The organism is Paraburkholderia aromaticivorans, assembly GCF_012689525.1.
GTDB lineage: Bacteria > Pseudomonadota > Gammaproteobacteria > Burkholderiales > Burkholderiaceae > Paraburkholderia > Paraburkholderia aromaticivorans_A.
Genome location: NZ_CP051516.1, coordinates 2,117,836 through 2,134,800 on the forward strand (window position 1 = coordinate 2,117,836; position 16,965 = coordinate 2,134,800).

At 62.8% G+C, this 16,965-nt stretch carries 12 protein-coding genes; 8 read left to right on the forward strand and 4 right to left on the reverse strand.

The window, feature by feature from the left end:
* Positions 1-3: 3 nt before the first annotated feature.
* From HF916_RS37620 to HF916_RS37630, 3 genes are all read left to right on the forward strand, one after another.
* Entirely contained in the window at positions 4-1,473 is a 1,470-nt protein-coding gene (locus HF916_RS37620) for a glucose-6-phosphate isomerase (RefSeq protein ID WP_168793818.1), read from the forward strand.
* Complete coding sequence (locus HF916_RS37625; protein ID WP_168793819.1) at positions 1,470-2,699, forward strand: glycosyltransferase family 4 protein; 1,230 nt, start codon at positions 1,470-1,472, stop codon at positions 2,697-2,699. Before HF916_RS37620 ends, HF916_RS37625 begins: the two co-directional genes overlap by 4 nt.
* Before the next feature lie 79 nt (positions 2,700-2,778).
* Entirely contained in the window at positions 2,779-3,945 is a 1,167-nt protein-coding gene (locus HF916_RS37630; RefSeq protein ID WP_168793820.1) for a glycosyltransferase family 4 protein, read from the forward strand.
* 123 nt (positions 3,946-4,068) lie between these two features.
* On the opposite strand, the gene gmd is transcribed toward HF916_RS37630, so the two are convergent.
* From gmd to HF916_RS37645, 3 genes are read right to left on the reverse strand one after another with little or no spacing between them, the layout of a single operon-like run.
* Positions 4,069-5,112 carry a GDP-mannose 4,6-dehydratase gene (gmd, locus tag HF916_RS37635; RefSeq protein WP_168793821.1) on the reverse strand — a complete coding sequence of 348 codons (1,044 nt, stop codon included), beginning with the start codon at positions 5,110-5,112 and terminating at the stop codon, positions 4,069-4,071.
* Positions 5,113-5,153: 41 nt separating this feature from the next.
* Complete coding sequence (locus HF916_RS37640; protein ID WP_168795777.1) at positions 5,154-5,882, reverse strand: SGNH/GDSL hydrolase family protein; 729 nt, start codon at positions 5,880-5,882, stop codon at positions 5,154-5,156.
* Between the two features lie 14 nt (positions 5,883-5,896).
* Positions 5,897-6,997, reverse strand: coding sequence for an acyltransferase family protein (locus tag HF916_RS37645; protein ID WP_168793822.1), 1,101 nt, complete (start codon positions 6,995-6,997; stop codon positions 5,897-5,899).
* A 665-nt stretch (positions 6,998-7,662) separates the two neighbouring features.
* On the opposite strand from HF916_RS37645, the gene HF916_RS37650 reads away from it, so the two are divergent.
* The 3 genes from HF916_RS37650 to HF916_RS37660 all read left to right on the forward strand — a co-directional run bounded on the left by HF916_RS37650 (position 7,663) and on the right by HF916_RS37660 (position 13,858).
* Complete coding sequence (locus HF916_RS37650; protein WP_168793823.1) at positions 7,663-9,864, forward strand: hypothetical protein; 2,202 nt, start codon at positions 7,663-7,665, stop codon at positions 9,862-9,864.
* A 74-nt stretch (positions 9,865-9,938) separates the two neighbouring features.
* Positions 9,939-11,405, forward strand: a complete 1,467-nt coding sequence (locus HF916_RS37655; protein WP_168793824.1) for a flippase — start codon at positions 9,939-9,941, stop codon at positions 11,403-11,405.
* A complete protein-coding gene (locus HF916_RS37660) occupies positions 11,402-13,858 on the forward strand; it encodes a glycosyltransferase family 4 protein (protein WP_168793825.1) in 2,457 nt (818 codons plus the stop codon). The genes HF916_RS37655 and HF916_RS37660 overlap by 4 nt, the downstream gene beginning before the upstream one ends.
* 117 nt (positions 13,859-13,975) lie before the next feature.
* Here the strand turns inward: HF916_RS37660 and HF916_RS37665 are convergent, their stop codons facing one another.
* Positions 13,976-15,187, reverse strand: coding sequence for an acyltransferase family protein (locus HF916_RS37665; protein WP_168793826.1), 1,212 nt, complete (start codon positions 15,185-15,187; stop codon positions 13,976-13,978).
* 251 nt (positions 15,188-15,438) lie between these two features.
* Here HF916_RS37665 and HF916_RS37670 point away from each other — a divergent pair, with 251 nt between their 5' ends.
* Both HF916_RS37670 and galU read left to right on the forward strand, forming a co-directional pair.
* Positions 15,439-15,582: a hypothetical protein gene (locus HF916_RS37670; RefSeq protein WP_165923841.1), complete on the forward strand. Its 144-nt coding sequence runs from the start codon at positions 15,439-15,441 to the stop codon at positions 15,580-15,582.
* Positions 15,583-15,886: 304 nt separating this feature from the next.
* On the forward strand, positions 15,887-16,804 hold the full coding sequence (gene galU / locus HF916_RS37675; protein WP_168793827.1) for a UTP--glucose-1-phosphate uridylyltransferase GalU: 918 nt from the start codon (positions 15,887-15,889) through the stop codon (positions 16,802-16,804).
* The last annotated feature ends 161 nt before the right edge of the window (positions 16,805-16,965 follow it).

Sequence of the window (16,965 nt, forward strand, 5' to 3'; positions counted from 1 at the left end):
ACGATGTCGACGATTCCGCGAAGCGCCGCTAGCGCGAACGGCGCCGGACGGGCACCGTCCCGCGCCCGCAAGGAATGGCTGCCGGAGGCTTTGCTGTGGCTCGTCACGACGCTGCTGATCGGCGCGCATCAGGGCACCGTGCTCACGCTCGCGTTTCCGGTGCTCGCGATCCTGACGGGCCTGTGGCTCTACTTCAAGAGTCCGGCGCGCTACATCGGCTTCATGTGGTGGCTGTGGTTCCTGAGCCCGGAAGTGCGGCGTCTGGCCGACTGGTCCAAGGGTTCGTTCACGCCGACCAGCCTGATTCAGGTCGCGCCGCTCGCGGTGACGATGATCAGCGCGCTGTCGCTGCTGCGCTACTACAAACTGCTCGCGCAACGGCGCGGTCTGCCGGTGCTGCTGGTCCTGCTCGGCCTCATCTATGCGTTCCTCGTCGGCGTAATGTCGAGCGGGCCGCTCGCGGCCACCTACGACCTCGCGAACTGGCTGTATCCGATCCTGATCGGCTTTCACATCATGGCGCACACGCGCCAGTATCCGAAGTACCGCGACACCATCGTCAATACGTTCATCTGGGGCATGCTGGTGATGGGCGGCTATGGCCTCGTGCAGTTCTTCATCATGCCGCAGTGGGACGCACTGTGGATGCTCGGCTCGCAGATGAACTCGCAAGGCGACCCGGTGCCGATGGGCGTGCGCGTGTTCAGCACGATGAACTCGTCGGGACCGTTCGCGTTTGCGATGATGGGTGCGATGGTGTTCGTCATGGCGGCCACGCACCGGGTGCGCTGGGTGGCTGCGGCGCTGGGCTTCTTTGCGTTCGCGCTGAGCCTCGTGCGCTCGACATGGGGCGGCTGGGTCATCGCGCTCTTGATCCAGCTCGTCAAATCGAACAACAAGGTGCGGGTGCGCATTGTCGCCAGCGCGGTGCTGTTGGCCGGGCTGTGCGTGCCGCTGCTGGCGGTTGGTCCGGTGGCCGAGCGGATGCAGGCGCGTCTCACGACCATCGTCAACCTGAACGACGACCAGAGCTACGCCGCGCGTAACGAGTTCTACGCGACCTTCGCCAAAACGGCCTTCACCGATGTCTCAGGCGAAGGCATGGGCGCCACGGGCACCTCCACCAAGCTCTCGAACGACGGCGGCCAGCTCGGCCAGTACGGCAACTTCGACAGCGGCGTGATGAACATTCCGTTCGTGCTCGGCTGGCCCGGCACGCTGCTCTACATGTCCGGAATCATCTGGCTGGTGACACGCGCGGTGCTCGCGTCGTTCAAGCTGCGCAACGACAAGTTCGTCTCCGCCTGCATGAGCCTGAGTCTCGCGACCTTCGCGATGCTGGTGTTCACCAATTCGCTGGTCGGCACGGGCGGGCTGCTGCTTTTCATGAGTGTTTTTTCGATCCTTTCCGCGGTGCATTACGAGAAGATCAACCGCAGGCACACGCTATTTTTCCACGGAGGCACTGATTGAGAGTCGCCATTGTCACGCACGTTGTGCGCCATAACGACGGCCAGGGGCGCGTCAACCACGAGATCGCGCGCGCGGCTCTCGACGAGAACATCGGCGTCACGCTGGTCGCCTCGCATGTCGCGCCGGATCTGCTCGCGCATCCGAACGTCCGCTGGGTGCCGATGAAAATCGGCCGCTGGTGGCCGACCAATCTGCTGCGCCAGCAGGTGTTCGCGTTCAAGAGCGCGCTGTGGCTGCGTGCGCATCGCCGCGAATACGACGTGCTGCACGTGAACGGCTTCATCACGTGGATGCCCGCCGACGTCAACACCTCGCACTTCGTGCATAGCGGCTGGTTCGGCAGCAAGTACTATCCATTCGGGCTCACCAAGGGCGTGTGGTCCGCGTATCAATCGGTCTATACGCGCTGCAATGCGCTGCTCGAACGCTGGGCCTACCGGCGCTCGAAGGTGATCACGGCGGTGTCGCAAAAGGTCGCCGACGAAATCCGTGCGATCGGCCTCACGCCCGATAACCGTGTCGACGTGATCTACAACGGCGTCGATACGCAAGGCTTCGCCGCGGCCACGGGCGATCGCGAGAAATTCGGTTTGCCGAAGGACGCGTTCCTGCTGCTGTTCGTCGGCGATCTGCGCACGCCGCGCAAGAACCTCGGCACCGTGCTAGCCGCGCTCAAGTATCTGCCCGAGCACGTGCAGATCGCAGTGGCGGGTTTCCTGCCGGGCAGTCCGTATCCGGAAGAAGCGAAGGCACTCGGCATCGCGCATCGCGTGCATTTTCTCGGTCTCGTGAAAGAGATGCCGGTGCTGATGCATTCGGTCGACGCCTTCGTGTTCCCATCGCGCTATGAAGCGATGAGCCTGTCGCTGCTCGAAGCGATGGCGGCGGGCTTGCCGGTGGTCACGGCGCGCACCGCGGGCGGCGCGGAAATCATCACACCGGAATGCGGCATCGTGCTCGACGATCCGGACGATCCCAAGGCGCTAGCCCGCGCGGTCGCGCGCCTCGCCGAGAACCACGTGGCGCGCCGCGCCATGGGCGTCGCCGCCAACGAACTCGCGACCGGCTTCGGCTGGGCGCGCATGGCCGCGCAATACATCGCGCTGTATCGCCAGTTGGCTGGGCAGCAAAAAAATCGCCGGCAAAGCGAGGCGGAAGCGGCAGCGGTCGCCAAGACCGACGCGCTGACGCTGAACACGCTGGCCGGCCAGAAGAGCGCGGAATGACGCGGCGGATTTCATCAAACCGGCTGACGTATTCATCGCTCGACCATCACAACTCTCAGAACGCACAGGGGTCACAACTATGACGACGAGTTCTATCAAATCGCTGCAGATCGGGATGCACTGGTTCCCCGAGCGCGCGGGCGGCCTCGACCGCATGTACTACTCGCTGGTCGGCGCGCTGCCGGGCGCGGGCGTCGCGGTGCGCGGCGTGGTGGCCGGCTCGCCGAAAGTAGCCGCCGACACCGGTGGCGCGATCAACGGCTTCGGCTCCGCCGCGCAATCGCTGCCGCTGCGGCTGATGGCGGCGCGCCGCGCGCTGCGTCAGGAAATCAGCACGTCGCGTCCCGACGTGATTTCCTCGCACTTCGCGCTTTACACCTTTCCGGGTCTCGACGTGACGCGCGGCATTCCGCAGGTTTCGCACTTTCAGGGGCCGTGGGCCGACGAAAGTCATGTGGAAGGCGCCGATTCGCTCGGTCAGCGCGCCAAGCGCTATCTGGAGCAATCGGTCTATGCGCGCTCGTCGCGGCTGATCGTGTTGTCCGAAGCATTCGGCAAGATTCTGACCTCGCGCTATCGCATTGCGCCGGACCGTGTGCGCGTCGTGCCGGGTTGCGTGGATGTCGAGCAGTTCAATCTGCCGATCACGCCCGCCGAGGCGCGGCTGAAGCTGCAATTGCCGCAAGACCGGCCGATCGTGCTGGCGGTGCGGCGTCTGGTGCGCCGCATGGGTCTCGAAGATCTGATCGACGCGGTGAAGCTGCTCAAGCGCACGGCGCCGGATGTGCTGCTGCTGATCGCAGGCAAGGGGCGGCTCGAGGGCGAACTGCAGGCGCGCATCACAGAGTCGGGTCTTGAGGACAACGTCAAACTGCTGGGGTTCGTGCCCGATCAGCATCTGGCGGCGCTGTACCGTGCGGCGAATATCAGCGTCGTGCCGACGGTGGCGCTGGAGGGCTTTGGCCTGATCACGGTCGAATCGCTGGCTTCGGGTACGCCGGTGCTGGTGACGCCGGTCGGCGGTCTGCCGGAAGCGGTGGCCGGTTTGTCGCCGAATCTGGTGCTGCCGGAGACAGGCGCGAAGGCGATTGCGGATGGACTCGCGGGCGCGCTCAACGGCACGCTGAAATTGCCGGATGCCGATGCATGCCGCCGTTATGCGCGCGAGAACTTCGATAACTCGGTGATCGCGAAGCGGGTGGCCTCGGTGTATGGCGAGGCGATTGCGGCGGGCGGAGTGCACTGAGTAATACCCGCAACACGATGAAATAAAAAAGACGCGGAGCCTCGATCATTTCGATCAGGCTCCGCGTCTTTTTTGCATTGAAGATGCACGACCGCGACCGCGGTCGTGCATCTTCGTTGGGACTCAAAACGTCTCGTTATGCTCGTTACGTCCCAGATCCGCATGAACCATCATGTGGCACAGCTGTTCCAGCGTGGTTTCCGGCTTCCAGCCGAGTTTTTCGTGAGCCTTGTCCGCGCAACCGATCAGCAGGTCCACTTCGGCCGGGCGATAGAACTTCGGATTCACTCGCACCAAGGTCTTGCCGGTGGCGACATCGATACCGGACTCGCGCTCGTCCTTACCCGACCATTCGAGCTGATAGCCCGCCGCCGCAAACGCCATGCGCACGAAATCGCGGACCGTTTCGGTGCGGCCGGTGGCGAGCACGAAGGTGTCCGGTTCGTCGGCTTGCAGCATGCGCCACATGCCTTCCACGTATTCGAGCGCGAAGCCCCAGTCGCGCTTGGCGCTCAGGTTGCCGAGTTCGAGCACGTCCTGCTTGCCGAGCTTGATCTTGGCGACGGTGTCGGTGATCTTGCGGGTGACGAATTCGCGGCCACGTAGCGGCGATTCGTGATTGAACAGAATCCCGCTGCTCGCAAACAGGCCGTACGACTCGCGATAGTTGATGGTCGACCAGTGTGCGAACAGCTTGGCGACGCCATACGGGCTGCGCGGATAGAAGGGCGTGTCCTCGCGTTGCGGGACGGCCTGCACGAGGCCGAACATTTCCGAAGTGGACGCCTGGTAGAAACGGGTCTTCGGATTCAGGATGCGGATGCCTTCGAGCAGATTCAACGCGCCGATGCCGGTTACTTCGGCGGTGGTCACCGGCTGGTCGAACGACACGCCCACGAAGCTCTGCGCGGCGAGGTTATACAGTTCGTCGGCTTGCGCGCCTTCGAGCAGGCGCAGCGTCGAACCGAGGTCGGTCAGATCGTGTTCGACCAGACGCAGATTCGGATGATCGAGCACGCCGAGCTCACGCATGCGCCAGAAATTGACAGAGCTCGTGCGCCGGTAGGTGCCGGTCACGATATAGCCCTTGTCGAGCAGCAGTTTGGTCAGATAGGCGCCGTCCTGTCCGGATACGCCGGTGATGATCGCTTTGCGTGGTTGGCTCATAGCTTGCCTTCGTGATTGTTAAAAGAGAAAGAAAAAGCGTTTCAGGGCGTACCGTCCAACAGTCGCCGCACCAATGGTTCGACGACCTGACAATCCTGTTCAGCCTTAAGGCGATACAACTCTGGCTTGGGATGCGCACCGTCGGACATCAGCGTTTTCCAGTCCGGCAGGCTGCTGATGTACGCGAACTGGTCGACGAGCGGCACCTGCTGTTCGGCGGCCACGCGGCGCGTCATCGCGACCATCGTCGCGAGCCGCGCGTTGAGCCGGTTGTCGGGCATCGGGTTCGCGGTCTGCAGAACCGGCTGCTTGCCGAGTGCGCGGGCGGTTTTCACGAGCGTTGTTTCGGCCGCGTAGAACTGCTCGGGCGTCTGGTTCTGCATCACTTCGTTGATGCCGTAGTTGATCAGCACGATCTGCGCGGACGAGGCGGCGAGCCGCTCCTGCCACGGCAAACCCGCCGTCGGTCCGGCGCGGCGATTGCCGGTGCCGTCGCGCAGTTGCGTCGCCATCGTGTTGCCCACGCCGTAGTTCGTGACGCGCACCCGTTCGCCATGGCGCGCCTGCAATTCGTCCTGCAGATACGCCACCGCGTTGTGCGTCTGCGGGCCGCAATGGCCTTCGCTGCAGGTAATGCCGAGCGTCGTCGAATCGCCGTAGGCCTCGATCAGCACTTGCGATCGCGGGCCCGGCGCCGCGGCGAACGCGGCGGATGCGAGCAGCGATGCAGCAGCGCATACGCTTGCAGCGAGCCATGCACGGCGCGTCATGTACTTCACGCACTTCATGCGCGGCTTTGCGGCGCTTGCGGCGCCGTGCTGACGCCACCACCGTTGACGGGTTGCGTCGGCGCATGCACATTGCCGGCCGAGCCGAAAATCAGGCGCTTCTCGAACGCGAACCACGTGATGCTGGCGTAGACGAGCGTGATCGCGAGCGCGAGCGCGGCGGTCACGAAGCGGTTCAGATGCAGCGGCCACAGCGCATACAACACGCTCAGATGAATCAGATAAATCGTGTAGCTGATGGTGCCGATATAGACCAGCACGGGATTGCACAACAGCCGTTTGACGATGCCCTTGCTTTGCAGGGCGATGACCACGACGGAAGTACAAAGCACCAACGAAACGCTGTAGAGCGCGGCATTCGAAAGCGGCGTATTGGCCGCGCGAAAGCGCGGAAAGTGCAGATGCAGCCACGCGAGAATGGCGAGCGCCGCGAACAATCCCAGCACGGCGACGCCCTTGAACGGTTCGAGCGCATTGCGGTCACGCCGCACGGCAACCGCCAGCAGCGCGCCGGCCGCGAGCAGGTCCATGCGGAATGGCGTGAGGTAATAGATCGGCCAGAACGAATCGAACCAGGGCGTGGCCACTGCGCGCAGCACGGGCACCAGCAGGATCAACGCGGCTGCCACGTAGCCCAGCACGCGCTCGGGCAGGAGCAGGATCACGAACGGCCAGACAATATAAAACTGCTCTTCGACGGCGAGCGACCACAGCACATTCAGGCTGTCGTGACCGCTCTGATTGAGCGCGTCGCCGATATTGGTCGCGAAGAACGCGTACCACTGCCAGTGCTCTGCCCAGCCGAGGCCAAACAGAAGCGACGACACCACCATCAGCAGCACGTAGGGCGGCAGGATGCGGCGCGCCCGGCGTGCGTAGAAATAGCCGAAATACGATTGCTGACGCGCCTTGCGTTCGAGCAGGATGCCGGTGATCAGAAAACCGCTCAAAACAAAAAACAGATCGACACCCATCCACAGCGGCGCTTTCAACGCGTGCTGCGCGAACACGGCGAGTACGGCGATGGCGCGCAAGCCGTCGAGCTGCACGATGCGGCGGGAGTGGGAAGGCGCTAAGGGCAGTGCGCTGGCAGTCATGAACCGTCCATGGTGTGAAGCAGATGGGCCGGGCGAAGGATCGCGCGAGGGTTTCGTGGAGCAGGCGCGCTCGCTTCGCATTGCAACGGAAGTGCAATCGATTCTAGGGAAAAGAAAATCGTGAAAAAACGGGAATGAATTGGATAAGTGAATCAGATTGCAACAGGGTGTTTCGTTATCCATTCACAGTGGATTTTTATGCTTGTGTCGAACGGATGACGGGATATGTAATAAGTGCGGATTGCTTTGCTGCGCATCGGTAAGGATGGATGTCGGGGGTGCGCGGGCATGCCCGCCATAGCTGATTTCGTTTTAATCTATTTTTAATTGGTTTCTTTCACGATGCTTAAAGCCTCGAATATTTTTGAATTATTTTCTATTTTCGTTGCGGCGTTTTTTCCGCGTAATGTGAGCCGTGCGGATTGGGTGGCCAAGGACGGCGCGTGGGCTTCACGCTCTGATTGCTGTCAAGGCGCTCGGACTCGCGGCGTTCGTCTGTCGACGCCGTGCCCGAGTCCTGTTCCTGCACGAATCTGTCATACGTCCTTGCACGGCTTCTAGCGGTTTGCATCACGAGATCGGCCGCGATTCGTAGCGTCATTCATTGAGTTGTGTTTCCGCGCGAGCCTCATTGCCCGCGCGCGGCGCTGATTGGAGGAATTACCTTGCCCCGTTTCACGTTCAAAAGCTGGCTCGCCGTGGTCGCGTGCGCCGCCGGACTGGCTGCGGGAGCGGCCAGTTTCACGGCTCATGCGGAAACCGCGTTGAACGCGAAAACGTCGTGGATCGGCAATACCTTCGGTTTCGGCGACGGCACGTGGGCGCAGATCAACATCACCGCGATCGCGGTGGCGTCCGACGGCAAGGTCTATACGAACGCGCCGTGGGACGAAAGCGGCGCTGAAGCGAGCGTCTATCAGAGCGGCAAGATGCTCGGCTTTGCGGGCGGCACGCATGGCTGGGGCAACGGCGGCGGCAACGCGGTCGCGGTGAATCGCAAGTACGCGTTCGTCGCGATCGCGGTCGGCAACGAGAAGGGACGGCTGGTCGAGCAGGGCGTGTGGCCGGAGAAGGGCAAGCAGTGGTACGGCATTTCGCGGCGGCAGATCGCCGATCCGAAACGTGCCGCGCCGTTCCAGCCCGCGGCGAAAAGCGCCGACCCGCATGCGCAACTGGCGGCCGGCTTCCTGATGATGAACGAAGTGCCGACCGGCACGAGCGCCGAGATCGGTGGCCTCGCCGCGAACGACACCACGCTGTACGCGGCCAACACGGCGCGCGATCGTATCGAGGTGTACGACGCGGAATCGATGCAGCAGAAAACCACCTGGAGCGTGCACGAGCCGGGCCGACTCGCGCTGGCGCCGGATGGCACGCTGTGGGTGTTGAGCGGCACGCGGAACGATCGTGAGCCGCATGTCGAGCACTACACGGCGGCGGGCAAACGAATCGACGAAAACTTGACGCTGCCTGGCGGGACGATCGCAGTGGATCTCGCCGTCGATGCGCAAGGCCGCATCCTGATTGCCGACAATGGTCCGCGCCAGCAGGTGCTGTATTTCAGCAGGAGTAACGGCCGTTATACCGAGTCGGGCTCGCTCGGCGAGCGCGGCGGCATTTTCAGCGGCGTCGCCGGTAAACCGGGCCCGCAGCGTTTCAACGGACTCACTGGCGTGGGCGTGGATGCGCGCGGCAACGTGTATGTGTCGACCAATGGCATCGGGCCGCGTTATGAGCCGATCGGCGCGGGCCTCGGGGCGACGCTCGAAAGCTACGCGCCGGATGGTAAGCAGAACTGGCAGGTGCAGGGGCTCTTGTTCGTCGACGGCGCGTGGATCGATCCGTCGCGCCCGGACAGCGTCTATACCGGCAACAAGCGCTTCGAACTCGATCTGTCGAAGCCCTCTGGACAGGACTGGAAATACGCAGGTTTCCTGTCGAACCGTTTCAAGTATCCGGACGATCCGGTGTTCCATACCGATCAGTATCCGGGCCTGCCAATCGCCCGCAAATTAAAGGGCCGCACTTTCCTGTACCTCACGGACATGTATGCGGACCATCTGAAGATCTATCGCTTCGACCCGCAGCACGATGGCGAAACGGCGATTCCTTCCGGCTTCATCGCGGGACGCGAGCGCGCGGTGGCGAAGGTGCCGAATGCGCCGCCGGGCGGCGACTGGATCTGGCGCGATGCGAACGGCGACGGCAAATTCAACACCGAAGAATTCACGCTCAACACGACCGGCACGAAGCTCGCGGGCGGCTGGGGCTGGTGGGTCGACACCGCCGGCGACATCTGGCGCACGCGCGACACCAAAGGCATCTATCGCTTCCGTTTCGGCGGGCTGGATGCGAAGGGCAATCCGGTCTACTCGTATTCGAACATGACGCAGTACCCGGTGCCGCAGCCGTTCACGGAACTGCATCGCGCGATCTACGACCCGGACACCGACACGATGTACGTGACGGGCTACACGCCCGATACACCGGTCGATCGCGGCTTCTGGAAAGAAGTGGGCCGCGTGCTGGTGCGCTACGACAAATGGTCGAGCGGCAATCCCGTGCAGCGCTATGCGATCACGCTGCCGTGGCAGACGCAGAGCAAACCCATCGCCACGATCATCGGCCTGACGGTCGAAGGGCAATACCTTTTCGGCGTCGAGCCGGTCGGCGCGGTGCACGTGTGGGACAAGGACAGCGGCAAGGAGGTCGGCGTGATCCGGCCGGGCCCGGAAGTGGGCCGCGCGTCGGGCTGGGTCGATGTGCCGAACGGCATCAGCGCCGCGAAGCGCGCCAATGGCGAGTACCTCGTATTCGTCGAGGAAGACGCGCGCGGCAAAGTGATGATGTACCGCTGGAAACCTTGATGAACGAAGCGTGCGCGCTTCAGGCGCATGACAAGGCAACCCGCAGGCAAACGTAGTCAAACCCAAGGCATCCGATGGACAAAGGCATTCTCAAGAACGTAGCGATCAATTTCTTCGGGCTGGTGCTGCCGACTTTCGTCTCGCTCGTGACCGTGCCGTCGTATATCAAGCTGCTCGGCGTCGAGCGCTACGGCGTGATCAGCCTCGTGTGGACGCTGATCGGCTACTTCGGGATTCTCGATCTCGGCATGAGCATGGCCGCGCAGAATCACATCTCGAAGGCGCGCGCATCGGGCGAGAAGGAAGAGAGCGCGCGTGTGTTCTGGAGCGCGACGTGGCTCAATCTCGCGACCGGCGTGATCGGCGGATTGATCATCTATTTCGGCGCGTTTCTCTACACCGCGTATTTCACCAAGGTGTCGCCCGAGTTGCAGCACGAGGTGTATATGGCGCTGCCGTGGCTCGCGGTGGCGATTCCGATCGCCAACGTGTCGTGGGTGTTCGCGGGCGCGATCAACGGTGCGGAACGCTTCGGCGTCTACAACACCAATCAGACCATCGGCACGTTTCTGTTCCAGTTGCTGCCGCTCGGTGCCGCGCTGTGGATGGGCGCGACCTTGCAGAACGTGCTGGCCGCCGCGGTATTGGCGCGGATCGTGGCCGCGTTTTTGCTGGGCCGCTCCGCGCTGAAAGTGCTGGAAATCCGCCGCATTCTGCCGCCGCAATTCGGCGTGGCCAAAGGGCTTTTCAATTTCGGCGGCTGGATGCTGATTGCGAGCGTCACCACCATGATCGCCGACTCGCTCGATCGTGTGATGCTCGGTACGAGTCTCGGTGCGCGTTTCGTCACGTATTACACGGTGCCGCAGAACCTCGTGACGCGTCTGAACATCGTGCCGACGGCGCTGGTGCGCACGTTGTTTCCGCGGCTCTCCGCAGTCGGACGCGCCGACGCCGACACCATCACCCAGCAGTCGCTCGAATTTCTCAACGGCGTGTTCACGCCGGTCGCGCTGGTCGCGATGCTGGTGCTCGAACCGTTCCTGCATCTGTGGGTGGGCAATGAGATCGCCACCGTGGCGGCGCCCGTGGGCCGCATCATGATCGTCGCCGTGTGGCTCGTCGGCCAGGCGAACGTCACGCGGATTCTGATTCAGTCGCAGGTCAATCCGGCCACGGCCGCGCGCGTCGGTTTGTTCGAATTGCCCCTGTTTGCGGGGGCATTGTGGTTCGGCATCACGCATTTCGGCCTGACCGGCGCGGCAGTGGCGGTGGCTGGCCGCGCGCTATTCGACTACGCGGTGCTGCTGCGACTGTCCGCGATCCGCGCGAAGCAGATCGCGCTCGACATGCTCGCGCACCTTGCTTTCCTGCTGGCCAGCCTGTGGCTCGCCAGCTTCCTGCCGGGTCTCGCAGTGGCGATTGTTGCCGGCGTATTGATGGTAGGCGCGAATGTCGCCTGGTCGATCACGATGACACCCGCCTTGCGCGATCTCGCGCGTTCACTGCTGTTGCGACTGAATCCGAGGAAAAGCGCATGAACCACGAAGTCCTTGAAGAAGCCGTGCTGCAACCCGCGACGCGCAGCGCACTGGCCGAGCTCACTACCGTTCCCGGCGTTCAGGCGCCGCCGCGCCGCGCCGCGTTGCGCGCCGATAAGACAGTGCGCGTTGCGATCGTGCACGACTGGCTCGTCACGTATGCGGGGGCGGAGAAGGTGCTCGAACAGATCGTCGCGTGCTTTCCGGACGCAGACCTGTTCAGCCTTGTCGATTTTCTCGACGACCGCAGCTTCCTGCGCGGCAAGTCCGTCACGACGTCGTTTATCCAGAAGCTGCCGCTCGCGCGCACCAAGTACCGCGCGTATCTTCCGCTGATGCCGCTCGCGATCGAACAACTCGACGTGTCGGCTTACGACGTAGTGATTTCGAGCAGCCACGCGGTCGCCAAGGGCATTCTGACCGGCCCCGACCAGGTGCATATCAGCTACGTGCATTCGCCGATCCGCTACGCGTGGGACTTGCAGCATCAATATCTCAAGCAGTCGAAGCTGACCAACGGCCCGAAGTCGGCCATGGCGCGGCTGATTCTGCATTACATGCGCAACTGGGATATCCGCACCTCGAATGCGGTGGATGGCTTCGTCGCCAACTCCGACTTCATTGCGCGGCGGATCAAGAAGGTCTATCAGCGCGACGCGCAGGTGATCTTTCCGCCGGTCGATGTCGAAGCCTTCGCGCTCTGCACCGATAAGGACGACTTCTATCTGACCGCCTCGCGGATGGTGCCGTACAAGAAGATCGATCTGATCGTCGAGGCATTCGCGCGCATGCCGGAGCGCAAGCTCGTCGTGATCGGCGATGGTCCCGACATGCAGAAGATCCGCGCGAAAGCGGGGCCGAACGTCGAGATCATGGGCTATCAGCCGTTCAAGGTACTCAAGGAAAAGATGAGCCGCGCCAAGGCCTTCGTGTTTGCCGCGGAAGAGGACTTCGGTATTTCGGTGGTCGAGGCGCAGGCGTGCGGCACGCCGGTGATCGCCTACGGCAAGGGCGGCGCGCTCGAAACCGTGCGCGATCTGTCGGAGCCGCGGCCCACCGGCATGTTCTTCGACGAACAGAACGCCGAGTCGATCATCGCCGCGGTCGAGCGTTTCGACGGCCACGTGAAGCGTTTTTCGCCGCTGGATTGCCGCGCGAACGCCGAGCAGTTCTCCGCCGCCCATTTCCGCGAGCGCTTCTTCGCGCATGTGCGGGCGGCGGTGCCGGCGCTGCGCACGGCGACGCTGCCGCCGTACGTGCCGTATAAAGCGCCAACCGTTGCGAACGGCCCGCGCATTCTGGCCGTCGATCAAAGCGGCGTGCTCGGCGGCGCTGAACTGTCGCTGCTCGAAATCGTCAAGGCGTTGCGCTCGCGCATTGAGGTCGTGCTGTTCGACGACGGTCCGTTCCGCACCGCGCTCGCGAAAGCCGGCGTGGCCGTCGACGTGCTGGAGGCAGGCGCGCTGCGCCATGTTCGCAAGCAGGGCGGGTCGATGCCGAAGGGCCAGGCGCTCAAGGGTTTGATATCGCTCGTGCGCGCCACGGCGAAGCGCGCGCGCAAGGCCGACGTGATCTATGCGAACACCCAGCGCGCCATGGTGATCGGCGCGCTCGCCGGCAAGCTGGCGCGGCGCCCGGTCGTCTGGCATCTACGCGATATCGTGAGCCCCGAGCATTTCGGCGGCAAGCAACTGGCGATCATCAAATGGTGCGCGCGTCTTGGCCTCACGCATGTGATCGCCAATTCGGCCGCGTCGGCGCGCGCGTTCGCCGAGCTCACGCAGTTCGACGAAAAGCGCATCGACGTGGTATTCAACGGCATTTCCGCCGCGCCGTTCGACGCCTTGCGCACGGTGCCGCAAGCGACATTGCGCCAGCGCCTCGGCTTGCCGCAGGACGCGTTTCTGGTCGGCTCGTTCAGCCGTCTCGCACGCTGGAAGGGGCAGCACGTGCTGCTCGAAGCGATGGTGCTCAATCCGCAGATGCATGCCGTGCTGGTGGGCGCGCCGCTCTTCGGCGAGGACCAGTACGAGATCGAATTGCACGCGTTCGTCGCCGCGCACGACCTCGGCGGCCGGGTGCATTTTCTCGGCTTCCAGCACGATATCGCGGCGTGCATGTGTGCGGTCGACGCGGTCGTGCATACGTCGATCACGCCGGAGCCGTTCGGTCGCGTGATCGTCGAAGGCATGCTGGCGCAGCGGCCGGTGGTGGCGGCGCGGGCGGGCGGCGTGCTGGAGATCATCGACGACTACGAGAACGGCGTGCTGTGCACGCCGGGAGACGCGCACGGCCTTGCCGACGCGCTCGCCGAATTGCGCTCGAACGACGAACTGCGCAACCGGCTGGTCAGGAACGGGTATCAGACGGCGCTGAGCCGGTTCGGTACCGCCGCCTATGTCGAGGGTGTCGAGCGGATTCTGAAGCGTGTGACGGGGCCGAAAACGGCTTAGGACGGTTTCTACGCGGGGGTAGGCAGGGACTCGGCCGGTTCCTGTCGTTGGCGCAGCGGAGCGAAAGTCTCACGACATTCGCTCCGTTTTTTTATCGCGTGGTTTTGCTGCGTTGGTTCAAGCCTTTTTCAAAACCGCTTTCGGCTTGAAACTGGCCGACCACTTCATGGCAGGCAGTTCGACCAGCCGGTAGAACACGTAAGCGACCGGCACGGCCACCAGCATGTAGCCGAACGACGGCCAGATCGACATCTGCAGCGACGAGTGGAACAACAGCGACGACAGCAGCACGAAGATCGGCAAATGGATCAGATAGAGCGAGAAGCTGAAGTCGCCGAAGCGCGACAGCAGACGCGTGCCGAAGGCGGGGCCGCGATCCGCGTTGCCGCGCTCCAACGCCTTGTACAGGTAGAACGCGAAGCCGACCGCCCAGAGCTGGAACGCGCCGTACTGGCCGAAATGAAACGCGGCGCAGCCGAGCGCGACGAACCCCGCGGCGAGCGCGTAGAGCCACATCGACGAGCGGGCCTGCGGCGCGCGATGCGCACGGGCGTCGGCGATCCACGCGCCGAGCGTCCACGAAAACCAGTACGACGTGAAGAACTGGATGTCGTGGCGCTCGAGCACATAGGCGGATACCACGTTGACCAGCGCGACGATCGCCAGCACGGAGGTCATGCCGATGCGCCGGCGCAGTGCGAACAGCAGCGGATAGATCGCGTAGAACTGCACTTCGAGCGAGAGCGTCCAGAGCGCGCCGTTCGATCCGAATGTCTTGCCGGCCACGCCTTGCAGCGAAAACAGATTGACGAGGAAAGCCTGCAGGCCGATCTCGCGGATCTTGTGATTGACGGGCGGCAGTTGCAGGCTGAACCAGTCGAGCGCGAAGGTCAGCACCAGCGCTGCGAGCAGCACGGGGTAAATGCGCGCAAAGCGGCGCACCCAGAAATTGCCCGTATCGAGCCGGTAAGCGGGATTGCCGGCGAGCCGCAGCGCGCCGCCGCGGTGAATGCAATAACCGCTGATCACGAAGAAAATCGGCACGCCAGCGGAGCCCCATGCAATCGGGAACGTCAGATACGCGGCGATCGCATTCAGACTGAATACATGGCCCACGCTTTGGTGAAATGCCTGCATGCCCACCCATTCCACCTGGCGGCAATGAAAATACGCCACCAGCAGCGCGGCGAAGCCCCGCATGGCGTCGATGACATGCTCCTTGCCGGCGCTGTCGGCGCGCGCTTCGCTCTGGGCGCGCGGCGCGGCGGCTGTGCGAGGCGGGGAGAGGGGCAGGGATGAGCCGGCGGCATCCAGTGCTGAGTCGCTCATGCGCGGTCCTTATTTTGACGAAGGGAAAAGCAGATTCGGCGGATTCGCGCGGGCGCCGTACGCGCCCGCGGTGCATGACATGCTAGTGCACGACGCAGGTAAAAAATCGATAAAAAATTGCGTAATGAATTGAATTAAGCGGCGATTTTGTGACTAATTGTAATTGAGCATAAGCAGATGCAGCCGCGAATTATTTACCGCTTTTGTCGTGCTAATTTAAGCCACGGATTCTCTTGACCCGAGGTGAAGTCATGAACCTGCATTTACTCGCCGGCATTGCCGTGCTACTGATCCTTGTCGCCGCCTCCGCCTATCGGGAGGCGCTGCGCAATGAGCCCATTCGCCGTTTTCGCATGAACCCCGGCAAGCTGCCGCAGCTCGACGAAAACGAATAACGCGGGCTCGAAGAAACACGAGGCGCGCCCGCGGTCCATCCGCCGGCGCGCCTGGCGCGTCTGAGGCCAGTTGTCAGGATATGTAAAATTTTCGGAATTGCCGGAAAATAAATCGATTCCGTGCGTAATTGTTGCCCGCCGCTTATCGCGATGCGGCATATCGAAAGAGAATGGATTTATTTATTCGAATTGAGGAAATTTCACATGCGTACTGGCGTCATTTTTTGCTAGTCTTTCCGGCGACATCGATTGGCCGCCAGGCCCGCGAACACACCAATTTCTAACCGATGTGGGAATGCCTACCATGCTGAAAGTCACCAAAGCCGTGTTTCCCGTAGCGGGCCTCGGGACACGATTCCTGCCGGCTACCAAGGCAAGTCCTAAGGAAATGCTGCCGATCGTCGACAAGCCGCTGATTCAATACGCGGTGGAAGAAGCGATTGCCGCCGGCATCACCGAGATGATCTTCGTGACGGGGCGCAGCAAGCGCGCCATCGAAGATCACTTCGACAAGTCCTACGAGATCGAAGCCGAACTCGAGGCGCGTAACAAACAGAAGCTGCTCGATCTGGTGCGCAGCATCAAGCCGGCCAACGTCGACTGTTTCTATGTGCGTCAGGCCGAAGCGCTCGGCCTCGGCCACGCGGTGCTATGCGCCGAGAAACTGGTGGGCGAGAGCCCGTTCGCCGTGATTCTGGCCGACGACCTGCTGCACAGCTCGAAGCCGGTGATGAGCCAGCTCGTCGACACCTTTAATCACTATCACAGCTCGGTGATTGGCGTCGAAACCATCGCGCGCGAAGACAGCCGGTCGTACGGCGTGGTGGATGGCCGCGAGTGGGAAGACAACGTGATCAAGCTGTCGGGCATCGTCGAGAAGCCGGCGCCGGACAAGGCACCGTCGAATCTCGGCGTGGTGGGCCGCTATGTGCTGATGCCGACCATCTTCAAGCATATCCGCGCGTTGAAGCCGGGCGCGGGCGGCGAACTGCAATTGACCGACGCGGTGCAATCGCTGCTGACGGAAGAGCAGGTGCTCGCGTATCGTTATTTCGGCACGCGTTTCGATTGCGGCAGCAAGCTCGGTTATCTGAAGGCGACGGTGGAATTCGCGCTGCGTCATCCGGAGGTGAAGGCGGATTTTGAAGCGTATTTGCAGGCTTATATGCAGAACAATATGCAGGATGGGGTGCCGGAGCAGTTTGCGGCGGAAGCGGCTTAAGCACAACGTCAGCCGCTGGGGCGAGCTTTGGCGGCTGCGACGCGAACTTCAAAAGCGCGAGGACGATAGCCGCCGCAACACTCATCACGCAGAGGTAACGCGCAGCAGCATCGCGCACATTAAAACGGGCGCCGCAAACCACGCGGCGCCCGTCTTTCTTT

What these genes read in the sequence shown, in the direction of transcription:
- HF916_RS37620 (WP_168793818.1), top strand. Translation starts at nt 4, where the DNA reads ATGTCGACGATTCCGCGAAGCGCCGCTAGCGCGAACGGCGCCGGACGG.
- HF916_RS37630 (WP_168793820.1), top strand. Translation starts at nt 2,779, where the DNA reads ATGACGACGAGTTCTATCAAATCGCTGCAGATCGGGATGCACTGGTTC.
- gmd (WP_168793821.1), bottom strand. Translation starts at nt 5,112, where the DNA reads ATGAGCCAACCACGCAAAGCGATCATCACCGGCGTATCCGGACAGGAC.
- HF916_RS37640 (WP_168795777.1), bottom strand. Translation starts at nt 5,882, where the DNA reads ATGACGCGCCGTGCATGGCTCGCTGCAAGCGTATGCGCTGCTGCATCG.
- HF916_RS37645 (WP_168793822.1), bottom strand. Translation starts at nt 6,997, where the DNA reads ATGACTGCCAGCGCACTGCCCTTAGCGCCTTCCCACTCCCGCCGCATC.
- HF916_RS37655 (WP_168793824.1), top strand. Translation starts at nt 9,939, where the DNA reads ATGGACAAAGGCATTCTCAAGAACGTAGCGATCAATTTCTTCGGGCTG.
- HF916_RS37660 (WP_168793825.1), top strand. Translation starts at nt 11,402, where the DNA reads ATGAACCACGAAGTCCTTGAAGAAGCCGTGCTGCAACCCGCGACGCGC.
- HF916_RS37665 (WP_168793826.1), bottom strand. Translation starts at nt 15,187, where the DNA reads ATGAGCGACTCAGCACTGGATGCCGCCGGCTCATCCCTGCCCCTCTCC.
- HF916_RS37670 (WP_165923841.1), top strand. Translation starts at nt 15,439, where the DNA reads ATGAACCTGCATTTACTCGCCGGCATTGCCGTGCTACTGATCCTTGTC.
- galU (WP_168793827.1), top strand. Translation starts at nt 15,887, where the DNA reads ATGCTGAAAGTCACCAAAGCCGTGTTTCCCGTAGCGGGCCTCGGGACA.